This window comes from Brevundimonas sp. 1080, assembly GCF_040545985.1.
Lineage (GTDB): Bacteria > Pseudomonadota > Alphaproteobacteria > Caulobacterales > Caulobacteraceae > Brevundimonas.
Map to the genome: position 1 here is coordinate 507854 of NZ_JBEPMW010000003.1, position 17895 is coordinate 525748.

The following is a 17895-nucleotide window of genomic DNA, read 5'->3' on the forward strand; positions in this document are numbered from 1 at the left end:
ATGTCGGCCCAATCCACGCCTGCGACCCTGATCGACGGCAAGGCCTTCTCGGCCGCCCTGGTGGAACGCGTCGGCGCGGCCGTCGCCCGGCTGGAAGCCGCGCACGGCGTCAAACCCGGTCTGGCCGTCGTCATCGTCGGCGAGGATCCGGCCAGCCAGATTTACGTCCGCAACAAGGGCGAGACGACGCTGCGAGCCGGCATGCGCTCCGATACCCACCGCCTGGCCGAATCGACCGGCCAGGACGAGCTGCTGGCCCTGATCGCTCAGCTGAATGCGGATGCGGGCATCCACGGCATCCTGGTCCAACTGCCCCTGCCCGCCCACATCGACGCGACGGTGGTTCTGGACGCCATTTCGCCGGACAAGGATGTGGACGGCTTTCACGTGGTCAATGCGGGTCGTCTGGCCGTCGGTCTGCCGGGTCTGGTCCCCTGCACACCTCTGGGCTGTCTGATGCTGCTGAAGGATCAACTCGGCGATCTGTCGGGCCTGAACGCCGTCATCGTCGGCCGTTCCAACATCGTGGGCAAGCCGATGGCGCAACTGCTGCTCGGCGAAAGCTGCACGGTCACCATCGCCCATTCGCGCACGCGGGATTTGCCCGAGGTCTGCCGCCGCGCCGACATTCTGGTCGCCGCCGTCGGTCGGCCCGAGATGATCAAGGGCGACTGGATCAAACCGGGCGCCACCGTCATCGACGTGGGCATCAACCGCGTCCCCTCGGCCGATCCCGTCAAGGCCGCCGAGGGCAAGACCCGCGTCGTCGGCGACGTGGCCTTCAAGGAGGCGGTCGAGGTCGCGGGCCGCATCACGCCGGTGCCGGGCGGCGTCGGGCCGATGACCATCGCCTGTCTGCTGGCCAACACCTATTCGGCCGCCTGCCGCCTCAACAATATCCAACCGGAGCCATTGGACGCTTGATGCATTCATTGGGCCGGTGAATAGTCCCGCTCCACGGCGCTATCGCCGAACGGGAGATGTCATGGTCCGCCTCAATGCCCGCGCCGTCGCTCTGACCGGCGCTCTGATGATCGTCCCCGCCGTGGCGGGCTGCGGCTACAACACCATTCCGACCAAGCAGGAACGCGCCGAGGCGGCCTGGGCCGATGTGCAGAGCCAGTATCAGCGCCGCGCCGACCTGATTCCAAACCTGGTCGCGACAGTTCAAGGCGCCGCGATTCAGGAACGCACCACCCTGACCGACGTGATCAACGCGCGCGCCCGCGCCACCTCGGTCAACGTCTCGGCCGACGACCTCGATAATCCGCAGGCCTTCCAGCAGTATCAGGAAGCTCAGGGCCAGCTGTCAGGCGCCCTTTCGCGCCTACTGGTGACGGTCGAGGCCTATCCGCAACTTCAGGCCAACCAGAACTTCCTGACCCTGCAGTCCCAACTGGAAGGCACCGAGAACCGCATTCAGATCGCGCGCCGCGACTACAATGAGGCCGTGCGCGACTACAACACGACCTTGCGCACCTTCCCTCAGGTGATCTGGGCCAAGACCCTGCATGGTGGGTCGCAGCCGATGCAGCTATTCACCGCCACCGCCGCCGCCCAATCGGCGCCGCAAGTCAACTTCAACCTGAACGCCCCGCCCGCCAACGCCTCGGCGCCCGGCGGCGGCGCACCGGCCGTGGCCCCGGGCGCAACCCCGCCCGCCCAGTGACGAACCTTCAAGCGGCGGCGCGGCGTTCGCCGGGCGTCGCCGCCCTCCTCTTCGGCCTTGTCATCGCCTTGCTGCTGGTCCTTCCGGCGGCGGCGCAGAGCAAGATCGACTTCCCGCCCCTGACCGGCCGCGTGGTCGATCAGGCCAATCTGCTCGACCCAGCGACGGAACAGGCGCTGACAGACAAGCTGGCGGCGCTCGAATCCAGCTCAACTGATCAGCTTGTGGTCGTGACGGTCAACAGCCTTCAGGATCAGGAGATCGAGGACTACGGCTATCAGCTGGGTCGCGCCTGGGGCATCGGCCAGAAGGAAAATGACAACGGCGCCCTGCTGATCGTCGCGCCGAACGAACGTAAGGTGCGTATTGAAGTCGGCTATGGGTTGGAGCCCATTCTGACCGATGCCTTCTCGTCTCAGGTCATCCGCAACGACATCCTGCCGTCCTTCCGCGACGGCGACTACCAGGCCGGCGTGATCAAGGGCGTCGACGCCCTGATCGCCCAGCTATCGCTCGACCCCGCAGAAGCGCAGGCGCGTGCTCAGGCCGCCGCGGCCGAGCAAGCCGACACCAAAGGCGACTCCATCATTCCGCTGGTCATCATCGCCGGGCTTTTCCTGTTCATCTTCTTGATCGCTATGCGGTCCGGGCGCGGACGACGCAGCAATGTCAGCTCGGTCCTGCTGTGGGCGGCGTCCGAGGCGCTGCGGAACTCCGGCAGAGGCGGCGGCGGTTGGGGCGGCGGCGGATTTGGCGGCGGGGGCGGGTTCGGCGGCGGCGGCGGCAGTTTCGGCGGCGGCGGCGGCAGTTTCGGTGGCGGCGGCGCCTCGGGGGGATGGTGATGCAGATCACGGACAACGACCGCACCCGCATCGCCGAAGCCATAGCGGCGGCCGAGCGTCAGACGTCGGGTGAAATCTTCTGCGTCGTTGCGCGTCGTGTCTCGACCTATGTGGACGTCAGCCTGGCCTGGGCGGCGGCGATGGCGCTTTTGGCCCCGATCGTCTTCGTTCCGTTCGTGCTGGATCTTCGCTGGCCCAGCGATGGCTGGGAGGCGGCCCACCAGGCCGCGCAAGAGGCCACGACGGCGCAGGCCCTGGGCCTTTACGCCCTGTCGCAGGCGGTCGTTTTCGTCGGCGTCTTTCTGCTGACCCGCATCCCGACCGTGCGCCGTCTCGTGACGCCCGCCGGGGTCAGGCGCGGCCGCGTCAGGGAGGCGGCCTTGCAGCAGTTCATGGCCCAGGGCGTTCATGTCACGCAGGAGCGTACGGGCGTGCTGATCTTCGCGGCCATGGACGAACATCAGGTCGAACTAATCGCCGATGAGGGCATCTACGAAAAGGTCGATGAGGACGCTTGGGCTCAGGCCGTCGCCGTCCTGACCCGCGAACTGCGCGCCGACCGCCCCGTCGATGGCTTCGCCGCCGCCGTCGGTCTGTGCGGCGAGGTTCTGGCCCGCCACTTTCCGCCGCGCGCCGACAATCGCAACGAGTTGCCCGATCATCTGATCCTGCTCTGATCGTCGCATCGGGGTCGCATTCGCGCGCCAGAAGGCCTAGCCCACGGTCATCTTTCAAACAGCCGCCAGCTCATGCCTCGCCTGCTTACCTACAATGTTCACCGCTGCGTCGGCACGGATCGCCGTCTGGATGTCGGCCGGATCGTCGCCGTCATTGCCGAATTCGAGCCGGACATCGTCTGCCTGCAGGAACTGGACGTGGGCCGCGCGCGCACGGGCGGGGTCGATCAGGCCGAGGCGATCGCCGACGGTCTGGCCATGACCTCACGCTTTCATCCGGCGATGCGGGTCGAGGCGGAACAGTACGGCGACGCCATCCTGACCCCGCATCCCGAACGGCTGATCCGCGCCGGCGCCTTGCCGACGGTGAGCGGCATTCCGGGTCTGGAACCGCGCGGCGCGATCTGGTCGGAAATCGAGATCGACGGCACGGCCGTCAACGTCATGAACACCCACCTGGGTCTGGTTCCGCGCGAGCAGCGGCTTCAGGCCGCCGCGTTGGCCGGATCCGGCTGGGTCGGCGGATGCGAGGGACCGATCCTGCTGGCCGGCGATTTCAACGCCACCTCCATCACCCGGCCCTATCAGACCCTATGCCGCAGCCTGCAGGACTGCCAGCGTCAGTTGGGCCAGAAGCCCAGCGTAAAAACCTTCCCTTCGGCCTTCCCCGCCATCCGCATCGACCACTGTTTCGTCAGCCCGCATATCCGCATCCGCGCGGTGCGATCCGCCTTCTCGCCCCTGGCCCGCGTCGCCTCGGACCACCTGCCGCTGATCGTCGATTTCGAGGTCGTTCAACCCGGCGCGTGACCGCCCTCGGACGCCGGTCGCGTGCGTTGCGAGCGGTTCAGACGCTTCCAAGGCCGCCAGGCGTCGCTGGACGACGTCGGGTCGCCCAGCTGCCATTCAGCGAACATCCGTTGAATTCGCGTCGGCGGCTCCGAGCCCAGCGGCTTCAGCCGATCGGTTTCGAAGTTGCAGATCGCCTGCCCCACCGAGCCGAAGACGCCCTCGACCGCCGCATAGTCCTCCGTTGCGACGCCTAGCCAATGGGCGATCGTCCGGTGACGGTGCGCCGTGATGAAGGCCCGACCGGCCGCATCGACAGGCTCGGCGGCGATGTCGCATTCTGTATCCAGGCCCATCGACCGGTTGTTCAGATTGGTGGACCCAATCCGCAGAAGCCGGTCATCGATGATGGTCACCTTGGCGTGGACGATGATCCGGTCGCCGTCGGCGGTCAGCGGGGCGAAGGCGAAAAAGCGGTTGTATTTGTCCGCCTGCTCCAGCCGGTGCAGCACCTCGGCCCGGGCCGTGTCCATGGTCATGCTGTCGAACCAACTCGGGCTCTTGGCGGTCGAGATGACGATGACCTGCGGTCCATCCACTTCGGCCAGTCGTTCGGCTAATGCGGCGGCGATGACCGGCGAGGTGAAATACTGGTTTTCGATATAGATCAACCGCTTGGCGCGCCTGATGGATTCCAGGTGCAAGGCCTCGCTCTCGCGCACCTCCTGACGCCCCGACCATTTCGGCTCGGTGCGGGCGATGCCGACGGGCACGTCGGTCATCTGCACCGGCACGCCGTCAGGCCAGGGATCGTCCTCGACCTCGTCCGCGATGGTGCGCTCCCACGTCGCCTTGAACCAGCGTTCGCGCGCCAGATCGCCCAGCGCACGCGCCGCAGGGCCGTCCATCACGCTCATCACCTCGTGACGCGCCTTGCAGATCAGACCGCTAGGCAGGGCGCGGCGCGGGTCGCCATCCAGATGTTCGTCGGAATCCCAGCGATCGGTCGAGATGTCGCCGCCGCCGCAGAAGGCCACCTTGTCGTCGATGACAACAACCTTCTGGTGATGACAGGCGCCGATAGGGCCAGGGGAATCGAGCCGGAACTCCACCATCCGCTTACGGAACCAGCGCTGCGCCTTGTGCGGATAGAAGCCTTGCGACGCGGCGATCAGCAGCGGCGATTTCCAGATGAGCAGTCGCACATCCAGGTCCGGCTTCTTCTTGACCAGCATCCGCAGCTGGCGACCGATCTCGGCCGATTTGTCGCCGGGCCGCGTCTCCGGGTCCAGATGGGTGCGGGGATCGAACTGCCATCCCAGCAGCACGATGGAGCGTTGCGCCTTGTGGATCGCAGACGACAGGGCGTCGAAATAGGCTTCGTTTTCCATCAGCACCGAAAAACGGTGCGCGACGGCGGACGTCCAAAGGGCGGGCCCCGGCTCCAGCAGACTGCCTTCGTAACTGTCGCCGGCTAAAGTCATGCGACCTATCTGTCTGATTCGCGTGACATGGTGTCGAAGCGCCTGCATCCTCCGTTCCACGCGCGTGTCCTTCGGTCAATCTTTCAGGGCGGGATTGTGACGTTCGCCGATTTGGCGCATAAGGAGCGTAGCCATACAGGCTGCGAGGGAGGGTAGAATGCAGGCGCTTGTCGAACTGATCGCTGGCTTCATCGCCCTGCTGGCCGCCGCCGTCCTGACGCAGTTCGGCGTCGACACTCACAACCCCAACCACGGCGACCGCGAAGTGCGCCGTGTGGTGGAGTGTCGGGACACCGGCTCCAACGCCACTCTGCTGTCCGACTCCAAGCGCGACTGCTGAACGCTGCGGCGCTTTGCGCGCTGCATGACGCGGTTCATCGACAGGTTGCGGGCTTGAGTCGGTTTCGTCCGCATCGATCATGCTCTAGGGTTTCCTCGGCGCTGTCGGACGCCCGCGTAGAGATCGAGTTTTTGAGCTTATGAAGTCTCCCAAACGGCCGCCGCTGAAGCTGACCGACGACGAGGCCGTCGCGCCGGTCGAGCTTTCGACCTCAGACGAAATGCCGGTCGATGAGGCGACACCGTCGCTCGACCCGATCCCCGAGCCTGATTTCGAAATCGTGCAGCCGACGTTCGAGCCGCCAATGTCCGAGCGCCGCCGCCGTCGCCTGCTGGAAGAGCAGCGGCAGGCCGAGGAACGCGCCCTTGCCGCCGAACGGGGCGCCGCCCCCGTCAATGCGAAACCGACGCCAGAGACTCCTGTCGATATGGCCGTCGCCGTCGGTCAGCCGCCCGCGCCGTTCGAGCTGTCCAAACCACCCGCTGTGAAAACCGTTCAAGCCAAGGCCCAGGCCGAGCCTTCCGGGCGCCATGCCTATGTGATCGCGGGTATCGCCTCCGCCCTGTGGATCGGCGGCGTCGCCTCCTGGGCCGCTTACGAGTTCGGCGCCGGCGGGGCGGAACTGGATCCGCTGCGGATCGCCATCTACGCCCTTATCGCCCTTGCCCCTGCGGGCTTGGCCATCATGCTGGCCCATGCCGTCCGACAGGGCGCCGGTCTGGCCGCAGAGACCCGTCGCGCCCGGCAACTGGCGGAGGCTTTGGTCGCCCCGACCGCCCTGGCCGCCCAGCAGACCGGCGAGGTGCTTCAGTCGCTGCGTTCCGACATCGATCACGCCACCCTGGCGGCGGAACGCGCACGCAACGACATGGCCCTGCTTCGAGAGGCGCTGGCCCAGGAGACAACGCGCCTGAACGAGGCGGCCGAGAACGCCGGCCGCACTGCGCGTCGTCTAACCGAAAACCTGGGCCGCGAGCGCGACCAGATGCAGACCCTGGGCATCCATCTGGATACGCAGGCGTCGGGCGTCATCGACGCCGTCGAGCGTCAGTCGCGCATGGTCGCCGACGCCTCTGATCTGGCTCAGGCGCAACTGCGTGAAGCCGAGGCCGCCCTCGCCGCGCGCGCCGCCGACCTCGCCGCCGCCGCTGGTGAAGCCCAAGACGCCGCCCGCGTGGCCTCCGACGATCTGGCGCGCCAGACCATTCGACTTGAGAACGCCGGTTCGGGCGTCGCCGAGCAGATCCAGTCCGTCGAAGAAGGCCTCAGCCAGCAGCGCGCCGCCCTGGTCACCGCCGCCTACGCCCTGCGCACCGATCAGGAGGACTTCTCCGCCCAGGTCGAAAGCCAGCGCGCTCAACTGATCGAACATCTTTCCGCCACGCGCAGCGCCGCGGGCGATCTGGATCGCACCACCCAGACCTCGGTCGAGTCCATGCGCGATCTGGTCGAGGCGGCTACCGACCAGTTCCGCGCTCTCGTCGAAATGTCGCAACGCGAGGCCGACGGCTTCGATTCCGCCACCAAGCTCGCCCTGGATCGCTTCGAAGCCCTGGCGGCCGAGGCGCGCGACGCCCTGATGGAAGAGACGCGCCGCGCCCTGGAGCAGATGCGCGCCACGGCCGAGGATTCTCGCGCCGCCGCCGCCGACGCCGCCGAACAGGCGCGTCTGCGCACCGACCGCCTGGGCGAATCCTTGTTCGACGCGGCCCAAAAGGCCGACACCGCCGCCGACGCCCGCATCGCCGACGCCCGCCGCATCGTCACCGAAACGTCCGGCCTGGTCGAAGAGACCGGCGAGCGGATGGTCAGCCGCCTGGAAACCCTGGTCGCACGTCTCAACAACGCCTTGTCGGAAATCGACACCGCCGTCGCCGACATCGACGAACGCGCTGCGCGCCTGCCTCAGGAAGCTCGCGCCCGCGCCGACGCCGTGCGCGCCACGGTCGAGGAAGGCCTGGCCTCCCTTTCCGCCGCCTCGCGCAAGGCGGCCGAGGACACCGAGGCGCTGGATGTCGGCTTCCAGGATCGCGTGCGCCGAAACTACGACATGCTGACCGAGGCCGTGCGTCTGATGGGCGTGGTGTCGGGCGATACGACGCCGGCGCGTCGTCGCGAGCCGGCCGCAGAGATCGAAGCCCGGCCAGAACCTCGTCCCGAGCGCCGGACCGATCGCCCAACGCCTCCCGCCTCGCCGCCCGCCGAGGAGCGCAGGTTTGGTCTGCGCAGTCGCCTGCGGCTCGAGCCCGCAGAGACGCCCCCGCCGGCGACGGACAAGGGCCTGGATTGGAGCGATCTGATCGACGGCGACGACGACAACGAGGCGCCGCTGGAACTGGACACGCCCTCCCCTTCGCCTGCCGAGGCCGAGGCGCTGTCCGACCGGGTCGCCGCCGCCATCCGGCGCATGGGCGTCGATCCCAACGCCCTTCTGCCCCGCTCCCGCGTCGAAGAGGCCGCCCGCGCCTTCAGCAATGGCGACCCCGACGCCGCGCGTCAGATCGTGCGTCGCGTCGCGCCGGCCGCTGTCCGCAGCGTGTCTCGCCGTGTCCTCAGCGACGCCGAACTGCGCGCCGACGCCGAACGCTATGTCCGCAACTTCGCAGTCATGCTGAACGCTTCCGCCCGCGCTGGAGACAGCGCAGCGGTTCAGTCCAGCCTGGCGTCGGACAGCGGTCGCGCCTTCATGTTGCTGGATGCGGCAGTCGGCGACCTGGGCTAAGACTTTTGCGGACTTGACGGCGTCGGGAAGTTACAGCCTCTTGCACGTCACCGAACTGTCATGGATGGGGCTATGGCTGGCACGATGAACGAAATCGACAGTCGTGCCAGTGGTGATCGCCGCCCTGGCATCATCATCTGCGCCTATGACGGCGATGATGACGGGTGGGACCTGGTCGAGGATCTGTCGGGCGAAATCTGGAGCCCCAGCGGGGCCCGCGCTGTGCCTATCGCCGCCGCCGATCCCGACGAACTGGCCTCGACCCTGGCCGCCCGTCTCGGCAGCGGGGAATGCCGGGCCGTCCTCCTAGTCGGACGCACGCAAAAGGGCGCAGGCTTCCGGGTCCAGATGCGCGCGGAAAACCGCACCCTCGACTACAAACACCGCCTGTCCAGCACCGGGCCGGGCGTGGCCCGCACCACGGCGCCCGTCGCCGACATGGTTCGCGCCCTGACCGCCGCCGGGCTGCAGGCCGACGCCTCATCCGACATTGAAGAGGACGCCGGCTCCTATCTTCTCTATCGCGTGCTCTCGGACCTGCCGGATGGGCCGCTGACGCCGTCGATCGGCCTGCTGCGCGCGCCCGCCCCCGCCAACGAAGCGGCGGTGCGCAAGGGCGTCAAGGCCGCCGCCTCGGCCATGGCCAGCCACCTGACGCCGCTGCCGCGCGTCGGTTAACCTTCCTGGGTCGCAGACATCGGCGAACTGGCGGTCTAGGGTTTTCGAATGACAGTGAGTCGCAACCTGATCGTCTTCGCCGCCCTGAACGGCGCCCTGGCCGTGGCGCTTGGCGCCTTCGCCGCGCATGGCGCCGGGCCGCAGATTAAGACCTTGCTGACCACTGGCGCCCAGTACCAGATCGTCCACGCCGTCTTCGCCTTCGCCTGCGCCCAATGGACAGGAGGCGGCGGGCTGGCGCGGCTTGCGGGCTGGCTCGGATCAATCGGCGGCCTCATCTTCTGCCTCGCCCTGGCGGCGATCGCCTTTCTCGGCGTGCCGGCGTTCGGCGCCGTAGCCCCGATCGGCGGCCTGTTGATGATCGCCGGTTGGCTCTGCCTGGCCTTTGCGGCCTTGCGTTCTCGCCCCTGATTTCCTCGTAGAAAGACCAAGCATCCATGGCCTTCCCCACGCCCGCCGAGCCGCGTCGTGTGCTCCACCCTGAGATCGAGGCCTATGCCTCGGGTTGGATGCCGACCGAAGGCGTGCATGAAATCTATTACGAGGAGTCCGGCAATCCGCACGGCCTGCCGGTTCTGGTCCTTCACGGCGGACCAGGCGGTGCGGTCAATCCGGGCATGCGCCGCTTCTTCGATCCCGCCGTCTATCGCATCATCATGTTCGACCAGCGCGGCTGTGGTCAGTCGCGGCCCCACGCCTCGCTGGAAGACAACACGACCTGGACCCTGATCGACGACATCGAGCGCCTGCGCGCCCTGTGCGGCGTCGACAAATGGGTGGTGTTCGGCGGGTCTTGGGGTTCGACCCTGTCGATGGCCTACGCCATCACCCATCCTGAGCGGGTCATCGCGCTGCTGCTGCGCGGCATCTTCCTGCTGACGAAAAAGGAGTTGCACTGGTTCTATCAGGACGGCGCCTCGATGATCTTCCCCGACGCCTGGGAGCGCTTCATCGCCCCCATCCCCGAGGCCGAGCGCGGCGACCTGATGGCCGCCTATTACAAGCGGCTGATCGGCGATGACGTCGCCGAGCGCAAACGCTGCGCCGTCGCCTGGTCCAGCTGGGAGGGCGAGACCGTCAGCGTCGAGGGCCCCAACGCCCGGCCTGACAAGTTCGCCGAGCCCGACTTCGCCGTCGCCTTCGCGCGGATCGAGAACTGGTTCTTCACCAACGCCGGCTTCTTCGAGGAGGACGGCTGGCTGCTGAAGAATGTGGACCGGATGCGGCATATCCCGTGCTGGATCGCGCAGGGCCGGTTCGACGTGGTGACGCCGATTTCTGGCGCCTGGGCGCTGCACCGCGCCTGGCCCGAGGCCCATTTGGACATCGTCGTCGACGCCGGCCACGCCTCATCGGAACCGGGCATCGTCGACAGCCTGGTGCGCGCCGCCGACTGGGCTGCAAGCCTCCAGGCATGAAAAAGCCGCCGCGCAGGACAGCGCGGCGGCCTTTCCATTCTGAAAAATCAGAACCGTTTTGTGGTTCGATTGTCGATGCTCCACGCGCCCGGACCGGCGGTGAAGATGTACAGGAAGATGAAGCAATACAGGATGGCCGCGTCGCCGCCGTTCACCGCCGGATAGGGGCTGCTGGGGAAGTGGAACATCCAGTAGGCCACGGCCATCTGGCCCGAGGCGATGAAGGCGGCCGGACGCGTGAACAGGCCCAGGATCAGCAACAGGCCCGTGATCAGCTCGATCACCCCCCCGATGCCGAACAGCGACAGCAGCTCCTGCTGACCGGGCTCGGCCCCGGCCGGAAAGCCGAAGACCTTGATGACGCCATGCGCCAGGAACAACAGACCGGCGACGATCCTGAGCGCCGCCAGGGCGCGGGAAGACCAGCCATTCACTTGATTGAACATTCTCTTTCCTCGCCTTTTTGATGCGGTTGTTCACGGTCGGATCGCGTCCGACCGTGAAGCTTGATCCGAAAATCAGGCGGCGTCCACCAGCACAATCTCGGCGTCGGACAGCGCCTTGACCGTCACGACATCCTCCTGAGCGATGGCCGCGCCATCACGGGCGTTCAGCCGGACGCCATTGACCTCGACCTCGCCCTTTGCCGGCACCAGATAGGCCCGCCGCGCAACGCCCAGCGGATAGTCGGCGCTGTCGCCCGCCTTCAGCGTCGCCGCCACGATCCGCGCATCGGTGCGGATCGGCAGGGCGTCCTTGTCGCCTTCGAAGCCCGAGGCCAGGACTACGAACTGGCCCGACCGCTCACCCTTGGGGAAGGGCTTGGTGCCCCAACTCGGCGCGTCGCCGCGACGGGTCGGCTCGATCCATATCTGGAAGATCCGCGTAAGGTCCGGCTCGGCATTGTATTCGGCATGGCGGATGCCGGTTCCGGCGCTCATCACCTGGACATCGCCCGCGACGGTGCGCCCCTTGTTGCCCAGACTATCCTCATGGGTGATGGCCCCATCGCGGACATAGGTGATGATCTCCATGTCGGCGTGCGGATGCGGAGGGAAGCCCGTTCCGGCGGCGATCTCGTCGTCGTTCCAAACCCGCAGATTGCCCCAGCTCATCCGCTTGGGATCATAGTAGTTGGCGAAGGAGAAATGGTGTTTGGCGTTCAGCCAGCCGTGGTTGGCGCCCCCGAGGGATTCAAATGGTCTGCGCTCGATCATCGCACTCGTCCTTTCGCGTCGGAACCGTCCGACGCCTTTGCTTGACGACAAGATAGAGATCGGCGACCGATCAGAAATAGAAACAACCGAAACTCATCGTTTCAGGACGCGAGGCCGCCCATGTCCCGCCTGCCCGATCTGGAAGCCCTGGCCATCTTCGCCAAGGTCGCCGACAGCCAATCCTTTTCCGGCGCAGCCGAGACGCTGGGCCTTTCCAAGGCGACCGTGTCCAAGGCGGTGACGCGCCTGGAGCAGCAGCTGAAGACCACCCTGCTTCACCGCACCTCGCGCCGCTTCGCCCTCACCGATGCAGGCCGAACCCTGGCAGCCCGCGCCGCCCACATGCTGGCCGAGGCCGAGGGCGCGGTGTCAGAGGCGCTGGACATGTCCATCACGCCGCGTGGCCTCGTGCGACTGGCGGCGCCCATGTCGTTCGGCATGGCCTATGTCGCCCCAGCCCTACCCGAGTTCCTCGCCACTCACCCGGACGTGTCGGTCGATTTGCACCTGTCGGATGAAGTCATCGATCTGGTCGGCGGCGGCTTCGATTGCGCGCTGAGGATCGCCGCCCTGGCCGATTCCTCGTTGACGGCGCGCAAGCTGCGGCCTGTGGCCCGCGCCCTGGTGGCCTCGCCTTCCTATCTGGATCAGCGGGGTCGCCCCACCCATCCCGACGATCTGGCCCGTCACGCCTGCCTCGGCTACGCCTACATGCCCAGCCCGGACACCTGGCGGTTCAGCAATGAGGCGGGTGAAGAAGTGGTCGTGCATCCGCGCGGGCCGTTGCGCGCCAACAACTCCGACGCCCTGACGGCGTCGTTATGTGCGGGTCTGGGGCTCTTTCCCCAGCCGGACTTCATCTACTGGAAGGACGTCGCCGATGGCCATCTCGAGACGGTGATGACCGACTGGCGGCTGCCGCCCATCGCCCTGCATCTGGTGGCGCCCAGCGGCGGACCGCGGCCGGCCAAGGTCACGGCCTTCATGGACTATCTGGCGGCGAAGTTCAGCGGACCGCTGTGGCCGGGCGATACTGTGGGGCGCTAACGCTCAACCGCACTTTACTTCGCGCACGATGTTGGTCGCCTCGTCATAGACGAAGTTCACCCGGTTCTCGCGATAGTCCATGGTCGCGGCGCAGGTAGTGCACAGCACACGGAAGGTCTGGCCGGCGGGCGCGGTCGGGATGGCCGAGCGGTTGCGCCCCACATAACTTTGATAGTCCGAAACCTTGCAGGCCTTGAAGGCGGTGTCCGATCCGGGCGCAGGCTCGGCGGTCTGGACCGGCGCGCAGGCCGACACGGCCAAGGCGCCAGCGGCCAACAGGGTGCTCACGATGACCTTCATGGTCGTCTCCTTGCGTCGGGGGGTCAGCCGCAGCGGACCTGTTCGATGATGCCGGTCTGTTCGTTGTAGAAGATGTTCAGACGATAGGCGGAGAAGTCCTGCGTCACCGGGCAGGTGGTGCAGGTCACGCGCCGGTTGACGACGTCCACGGGCACTGGGATTTCGGTCCGGGACTTGCCGACAAGATATTGCATCTCGCCGGCCTTGCACACGTCCTCCGTCTGGGCGGTCGGCATCCGGCTGCCGACGGGCGGATTCAACTGGGCCTGCTCGACCGCGCGCGGCGCAGGCGCCTCGGAGACCGGCGTGGAGCAACCGGCCAGCAGAACCAGTCCGATCAGGCCGCCTTTTCCCAGCGCCCTTCGTCCGTTTGACGCCAATAGGCCAGGTTCGCGCCCTGCCCCTTCAGCGCCTTCCAGCGTCCCCGCGCGTGTTGCAAAGCCGGCTCGTCGCGACCGTCGAAAATAATGAAGCATCGTTCGAACCCTTCCGTGCCGCCCAGTTCTGCGTCGTCGACTATGAACAGCGCCTGAGCGCCGTTCAGGTTCTCGCCCGTCTCGCTCAACAGCACAGGCTGGCGCTCGGCGTGGGGCTGGTCGGCCCGGCCGTGCGGCAGGAAGCTGTCATCGCGAAAGGTCCACAGCGTCTCGTCGACCTCATCCAGTCGATGCGAATGCGATGACTTGATCATGGCCCGCCAGCCCCGCTCGATCGTCTTTTCGAGCAGGGTTGGCAGCACCTGATCCAGCGATGAACGCTCCAGGTGATAGAACCAGATTTCGGGCTTGTCGCTCACCCGGCTCTACCTCCCGCCCGATCAGCCTTCGTAGGAATCGGCGACCATACGATCCAAGGTCCGCACGGCGAAGCCCACGCCGCCTTCCGGCACGGTGGGGCTGGGGCTCTTGTTGGCCCAGGCCGTCGGGGCGATGTCCAGGTGCGCCCACGGCACGCCGTTGGTGAAGCGTTGCAGGAACAGGGCGGCGGTGATCGAGCCACCGGCGCGACCGTTGCCGGTGTTCTTCACATCGGCGATCTTGGAATCGATGTGCTGCTCGTAGATGGCCGGGATCGGCATGCGCCAGAAGTTCTCGCCGACCTTCTTGGCCGCTGCCAAGATCGGATCGGCGACATCGTCGGAGTTCGAGAAGACGCCCGCGTAATCCAGGCCAAGGGCCACGATCATGGCGCCCGTCAAGGTGGCCAGATCGATCATGAACTTCGGCTTGAAGCGCTCCTGCGTATACCAGAGGGCGTCGGCCAGAACGAGGCGACCTTCGGCGTCGGTGTTGATGACCTCCACCGTCTGACCCGACATGGACACGACCACATCGCCCGGACGCTGGGCGTTGCCGTCCGGCATGTTCTCGACCAGGCCCAGGACGCCGATGACATTGGCCTTGGCCTTGCGGCTGGCCAGGGCGATCATGGCGCCGGTCACGGCGGCCGCGCCGCCCATGTCCCACTTCATGTCTTCCATGCCGTCCGCCGGCTTGATCGAGATGCCGCCGGTGTCGAAGCAGACGCCCTTGCCGACGAAGGCCAGAGGCTGAGCGCCGGCTTCGCCGCCGTTCCACTTCATGATCGCAAGCTGGCTTTCGCGACGGCTGCCTTGGCCCACGCCCAACAGAGTGCGCATGCCCAGCTTCTCCATCTCGGCCTCGCCGAGGATTTCGACTTCAAGGCCCAGGCTCTCCAGCGCCTTCACCCGCTTGGCGAACTCGGCCGGATACAGGACGTTGGCGGGCTCGGACACCAGGTCGCGCGCGAAGATCACGCCGTCGGCCACGGCCGACAGCGGCTCCAGCGCGGCTTCGGCGCCCCGGAGGTCGGTCGTGACCACGCGGATGGTGGTGATCGACGGAATCTTGTCGGCCTTTTGCGTCGTGCGATACTTGTCGAAGCGATAGGCGGCCAGACGCGCGGCGAAACCGACGCGGGCGGCCTCCTCAGGCGACAGGTCCGAAGCGTCGATCGTCAGCACCTCGGCGCCCGACAGCTTGACCGCCGCATAGGCGTTGCCGCCGAAGGCCTCGACCGCCAGGTCGTCCAGCTTGTCCTTGGCGCCGGCGCCGACCAGCAGCACGACGTCCGCCTCGACGCCCGCCGGCGCGGCGATGCTCAGGCTCTGGCCTGCCTTGCCGATGAAACGGCCCTTGCCCGCCGCCTTGGTCAGGGCGCCGTTGGCCTTGCCGTCCAGCGCGGTCCCAGCGGCGGTGAAGGTGCGATCTTCAAAAACCGGAACGGCCAGAATCTCGGCGGCGTCCACGGCGGCGACGAATTCGATCTTCATTCAATCAACTCCAGCCAGGCCCCACCCGGCGTCTGCAAACAGCAAAATGACAACGGCGCGTCTGCTTGTCGCGGACGCGCCCTGATGTGCTACTAGATGCGCCTCAATATCGCCGCCTGCAACCGGGCGAAGTCCATCCGCCCATGACCCTGATTCAAAGATACCTTTTTCGCCAGATCCTGTTCCCTGTGATCGCCGCGTGCGCAGCGCTGGCGGGAATCGGGATTCTGAGCCAGAGCCTCGACCAACTCCAGGTCATCGTGGAGCGGGGTCAGAGCGTGTGGATCATGGTCAAGCTGACCCTGCTCGCTCTGCCACAACTGCTGTCGGTGATTCTGCCGATCGGCCTTTTCGTCGGTGCCCTGATCGCCCTGACCCGTCTGCAACGCGAGCAGGAGCTGACGGCGGCCTTCGCCGGGGGCATGACCCGGTGGCAGGTGATATCCCCCGCCGCCCGTATCGCCGTGCTGGTCGCCCTGGTCACTCTGTTGGTCAACGTCTTCATTCTGCCTTGGGCGCAGCAGGAGGCGCGGCGTCAGGCGTTCGACATTCGCACCGACCTCGCCGCCCTACTTGTCGAGGAAGGCCAGTTCGTTCAGGGGCCTGACGGCCTGACCGTCTATGTGCAGCAGATTGAGCAGAACGGTCTGTTGAAGAACCTGTTCGTCTATCTGGACGACAAGGACAAGGTCACGACCTGGAACGCGTCCGAGGCGCGCTTCAGCCGCGACGCCGGCGGCATTCCGATCCTGACCATGATCGACGGCTCGGCCCAGCGCTATTCTTCGGGCGGCGTGCTGGAGACGCTGTCGTTCGGGCGATACGATTTCTCTCTCGCGCCCTTCGTGGGGGTGACCGACACCATTCGCTACAAGCCGACCGACCTCTATCTGCGCCAGCTGCTAAACCCGACGGCCAAGGTGCTCGAGGTCGCCGGCTCGCGTGGCGAACTGCTAGCCGAGGCGCATTCTCGGCTAGCCTCGCCGCTCTACGCCATGGTTGCCATGGCGCTGGCGCTTTCGGCCATCTTGGGCGGCGCCTTCAGCCGCACCGGCTATACCTTACGCATCGCCAAAGCGGCGGGCCTGTTCCTGGTCCTGCGCGTCATCGGCTACGGCCTTGTCGCCGCCAGCGCCTGGAACGGCTGGATGAACCTACTGCAATACGTCGTGCCGATCGTGGCCATCGTCGTCGCCCTGCGAGTTCTGTTCCGCGCGCTGAAGCCGCGTCGCAGCCGGACCACCGCCGCCCTGCGCGATCTGAAGGCCAAGTTCGCATGACCGCCGTCGCCGCCCGTCGCTCGCCGCATATCCCCCGTCTCGGCGGCATCGAACGTTATGTGCTGGTCCAGCAGCTGAAGTCGCTGGGCGTGGCTCTGGCCGTGATTTCGGCGCTCGTCATGCTGATCGACTTCGTCGAGGTCTCACGCGGCGTCGGCTCGGCCCAGGATTTGTCGGCCGTGCGCATTTTCGGCCTTGTGCTGCTGAAGTCGCCCTCGGTCATCGTGCAGTTGATGCCGTTCGTGTTCCTGTTCGGTACCCTGTCGGCCTTCATCAGCCTGAACCGACGCAGCGAACTGATCGCCATGCGCGCGGCGGGCGTCTCCGCCTGGCGTTTTGTCTTGCCGGCGGCTGGCATGGCCTTCGTGCTGGGTGTGCTGACCGTCACGGTATTGGGTCCGATGGCCTCGGCCGGCGACGGTCTGTGGCAACGCGAGCGCGCGCGGATTTCCGGCACAGCGCCCGGCGGCGACCCCAAGGAGGCGATCTGGCTGCGCGAGGGCGACGATCAGCGCCAGATGATCATCCGCGCCGGCCAGCAGGACCGCGCCAACGCCCGACTGCTGAACGTCAGCTTCTTCATCTACACGACCGCGCCCGGCGGCGGCCGCACCTTCTCCGAGCGGATCGACGCCAAGTCGGCTTCGCTGAACGCCGGCAGCTGGCGCCTGACGGACGCCGTCGGCGCCCAGATCGGCCAGCGCGCCGTCACCTATTCCAGCCTGACCCTGGTCTCCAGCCTGGCGGACGACGAAGCCTTCGATCGTTTCGCTCGACCGCAGGCCACGCCCTTCTGGTCGCTGCCCAACCAGATCAGCCGAATCGAAAACGCGGGCTTCACCTCGACCGCCTATCGCCTGCGCTTCCAGCAACTTCTGGCCACGCCGCTCGTGTTCGCCGCCATGTCCATCCTGGCCGCCGCCTTCTCGCTGCGGCTGATGCGATTGGGCGACCTGGCGCGCATGAGCGTGGCGGCTGTCGTGCTGGGCTTCGCCTTCTTCTTCCTGAACCAGTTCTCGTCGGCGATGGGATCGGCCGAGGTCGTGGCGCCCTTCGTCGCCGCCTGGCTGCCGCCTGTTCTTACGGCGCTCGCAGCCTTGACCTTGCTGTTTTATACCGAAGACGGCTAATCGGGCGCT

Annotated in this window: 20 protein-coding genes; 13 read left to right on the forward strand and 7 right to left on the reverse strand. The window is 66.7% G+C overall.

Annotated features, from left to right (window positions below):
* The 5 genes from folD to ABIC32_RS13120 all read left to right on the forward strand — a co-directional run bounded on the left by folD (position 1) and on the right by ABIC32_RS13120 (position 3998).
* On the forward strand, positions 1–924 hold the full coding sequence (gene folD / locus ABIC32_RS13100; protein ID WP_354074465.1) for a bifunctional methylenetetrahydrofolate dehydrogenase/methenyltetrahydrofolate cyclohydrolase FolD: 924 nt from the start codon (positions 1–3) through the stop codon (positions 922–924).
* A 61-nt stretch (positions 925–985) separates the two neighbouring features.
* Positions 986–1669, forward strand: a complete 684-nt coding sequence (locus tag ABIC32_RS13105; protein WP_112861840.1) for a LemA family protein — start codon at positions 986–988, stop codon at positions 1667–1669.
* A complete protein-coding gene (locus ABIC32_RS13110; RefSeq protein ID WP_354074466.1) occupies positions 1666–2511 on the forward strand; it encodes a TPM domain-containing protein in 846 nt (281 codons plus the stop codon). Before ABIC32_RS13105 ends, ABIC32_RS13110 begins: the two co-directional genes overlap by 4 nt.
* Positions 2511–3188: a TPM domain-containing protein gene (locus ABIC32_RS13115; protein ID WP_354074467.1), complete on the forward strand. Its 678-nt coding sequence runs from the start codon at positions 2511–2513 to the stop codon at positions 3186–3188. The genes ABIC32_RS13110 and ABIC32_RS13115 overlap by 1 nt, the downstream gene beginning before the upstream one ends.
* 72 nt (positions 3189–3260) lie before the next feature.
* Positions 3261–3998, forward strand: a complete 738-nt coding sequence (locus ABIC32_RS13120) for an endonuclease/exonuclease/phosphatase family protein (RefSeq protein ID WP_354074468.1) — start codon at positions 3261–3263, stop codon at positions 3996–3998.
* Here the strand turns inward: ABIC32_RS13120 and ABIC32_RS13125 are convergent.
* Positions 3983–5461 carry a phospholipase D-like domain-containing protein gene (locus tag ABIC32_RS13125; RefSeq protein WP_055808688.1) on the reverse strand — a complete coding sequence of 493 codons (1479 nt, stop codon included), beginning with the start codon at positions 5459–5461 and terminating at the stop codon, positions 3983–3985. The genes ABIC32_RS13120 and ABIC32_RS13125 overlap by 16 nt on opposite strands.
* 157 nt (positions 5462–5618) lie before the next feature.
* On the opposite strand from ABIC32_RS13125, the gene ABIC32_RS13130 reads away from it, so the two are divergent.
* The 5 genes from ABIC32_RS13130 to pip all read left to right on the forward strand — a co-directional run bounded on the left by ABIC32_RS13130 (position 5619) and on the right by pip (position 10619).
* Complete coding sequence (locus tag ABIC32_RS13130) at positions 5619–5801, forward strand: hypothetical protein (protein WP_055808686.1); 183 nt, start codon at positions 5619–5621, stop codon at positions 5799–5801.
* Between the two features lie 139 nt (positions 5802–5940).
* Positions 5941–8523, forward strand: coding sequence for a coiled-coil domain-containing protein (locus tag ABIC32_RS13135; protein WP_354074469.1), 2583 nt, complete (start codon positions 5941–5943; stop codon positions 8521–8523).
* Positions 8524–8595: 72 nt separating this feature from the next.
* Positions 8596–9201 carry a C15 family peptidase gene (locus tag ABIC32_RS13140; RefSeq protein WP_082503548.1) on the forward strand — a complete coding sequence of 202 codons (606 nt, stop codon included), beginning with the start codon at positions 8596–8598 and terminating at the stop codon, positions 9199–9201.
* Between the two features lie 48 nt (positions 9202–9249).
* Positions 9250–9612: a DUF423 domain-containing protein gene (locus tag ABIC32_RS13145; protein WP_039247990.1), complete on the forward strand. Its 363-nt coding sequence runs from the start codon at positions 9250–9252 to the stop codon at positions 9610–9612.
* Positions 9613–9638: 26 nt separating this feature from the next.
* A complete protein-coding gene (gene pip / locus ABIC32_RS13150) occupies positions 9639–10619 on the forward strand; it encodes a prolyl aminopeptidase (RefSeq protein ID WP_354074470.1) in 981 nt (326 codons plus the stop codon).
* A 47-nt stretch (positions 10620–10666) separates the two neighbouring features.
* Here the strand turns inward: pip and ABIC32_RS13155 are convergent, their stop codons facing one another.
* Both ABIC32_RS13155 and ABIC32_RS13160 read right to left on the reverse strand, forming a co-directional pair.
* Positions 10667–11065 (reverse strand): DoxX family protein, encoded by a 399-nt coding sequence (locus tag ABIC32_RS13155; protein ID WP_313445211.1) that lies wholly within the window; start codon positions 11063–11065, stop codon positions 10667–10669.
* A gap of 72 nt (positions 11066–11137) precedes the next feature.
* Positions 11138–11836 carry a pirin family protein gene (locus tag ABIC32_RS13160; protein ID WP_354074471.1) on the reverse strand — a complete coding sequence of 233 codons (699 nt, stop codon included), beginning with the start codon at positions 11834–11836 and terminating at the stop codon, positions 11138–11140.
* 120 nt (positions 11837–11956) lie between these two features.
* On the opposite strand from ABIC32_RS13160, the gene ABIC32_RS13165 reads away from it, so the two are divergent.
* Positions 11957–12883 (forward strand): LysR family transcriptional regulator, encoded by a 927-nt coding sequence (locus ABIC32_RS13165; RefSeq protein ID WP_354074473.1) that lies wholly within the window; start codon positions 11957–11959, stop codon positions 12881–12883.
* A gap of 3 nt (positions 12884–12886) precedes the next feature.
* On the opposite strand, the gene ABIC32_RS13170 is transcribed toward ABIC32_RS13165, so the two are convergent.
* The 4 genes from ABIC32_RS13170 to ABIC32_RS13185 are packed head-to-tail and all read right to left on the reverse strand — an operon-like array spanning position 12887 to position 15476.
* Positions 12887–13183, reverse strand: coding sequence for a hemolysin (locus tag ABIC32_RS13170; protein ID WP_354074474.1), 297 nt, complete (start codon positions 13181–13183; stop codon positions 12887–12889).
* Between the two features lie 23 nt (positions 13184–13206).
* Positions 13207–13563, reverse strand: a complete 357-nt coding sequence (locus ABIC32_RS13175) for a hypothetical protein (RefSeq protein WP_174085785.1) — start codon at positions 13561–13563, stop codon at positions 13207–13209.
* Positions 13521–13979 carry a DNA polymerase III subunit chi gene (locus ABIC32_RS13180; protein ID WP_055755192.1) on the reverse strand — a complete coding sequence of 153 codons (459 nt, stop codon included), beginning with the start codon at positions 13977–13979 and terminating at the stop codon, positions 13521–13523. The genes ABIC32_RS13175 and ABIC32_RS13180 overlap by 43 nt, the downstream gene beginning before the upstream one ends.
* A gap of 21 nt (positions 13980–14000) precedes the next feature.
* Positions 14001–15476: a leucyl aminopeptidase gene (locus tag ABIC32_RS13185; RefSeq protein WP_354074475.1), complete on the reverse strand. Its 1476-nt coding sequence runs from the start codon at positions 15474–15476 to the stop codon at positions 14001–14003.
* Positions 15477–15619: 143 nt separating this feature from the next.
* Between ABIC32_RS13185 and ABIC32_RS13190 the strand changes: the two genes are divergently transcribed.
* Together ABIC32_RS13190 and lptG are read left to right on the forward strand one after the other, a co-directional pair.
* On the forward strand, positions 15620–16756 hold the full coding sequence (locus ABIC32_RS13190) for an LptF/LptG family permease (protein WP_066625773.1): 1137 nt from the start codon (positions 15620–15622) through the stop codon (positions 16754–16756).
* The gene (gene lptG / locus ABIC32_RS13195) at positions 16753–17886 is read left to right on the forward strand and encodes an LPS export ABC transporter permease LptG (RefSeq protein ID WP_295227886.1); all 1134 of its coding nucleotides are present in this window, start codon (positions 16753–16755) and stop codon (positions 17884–17886) included. The genes ABIC32_RS13190 and lptG overlap by 4 nt, the downstream gene beginning before the upstream one ends.
* The last annotated feature ends 9 nt before the right edge of the window (positions 17887–17895 follow it).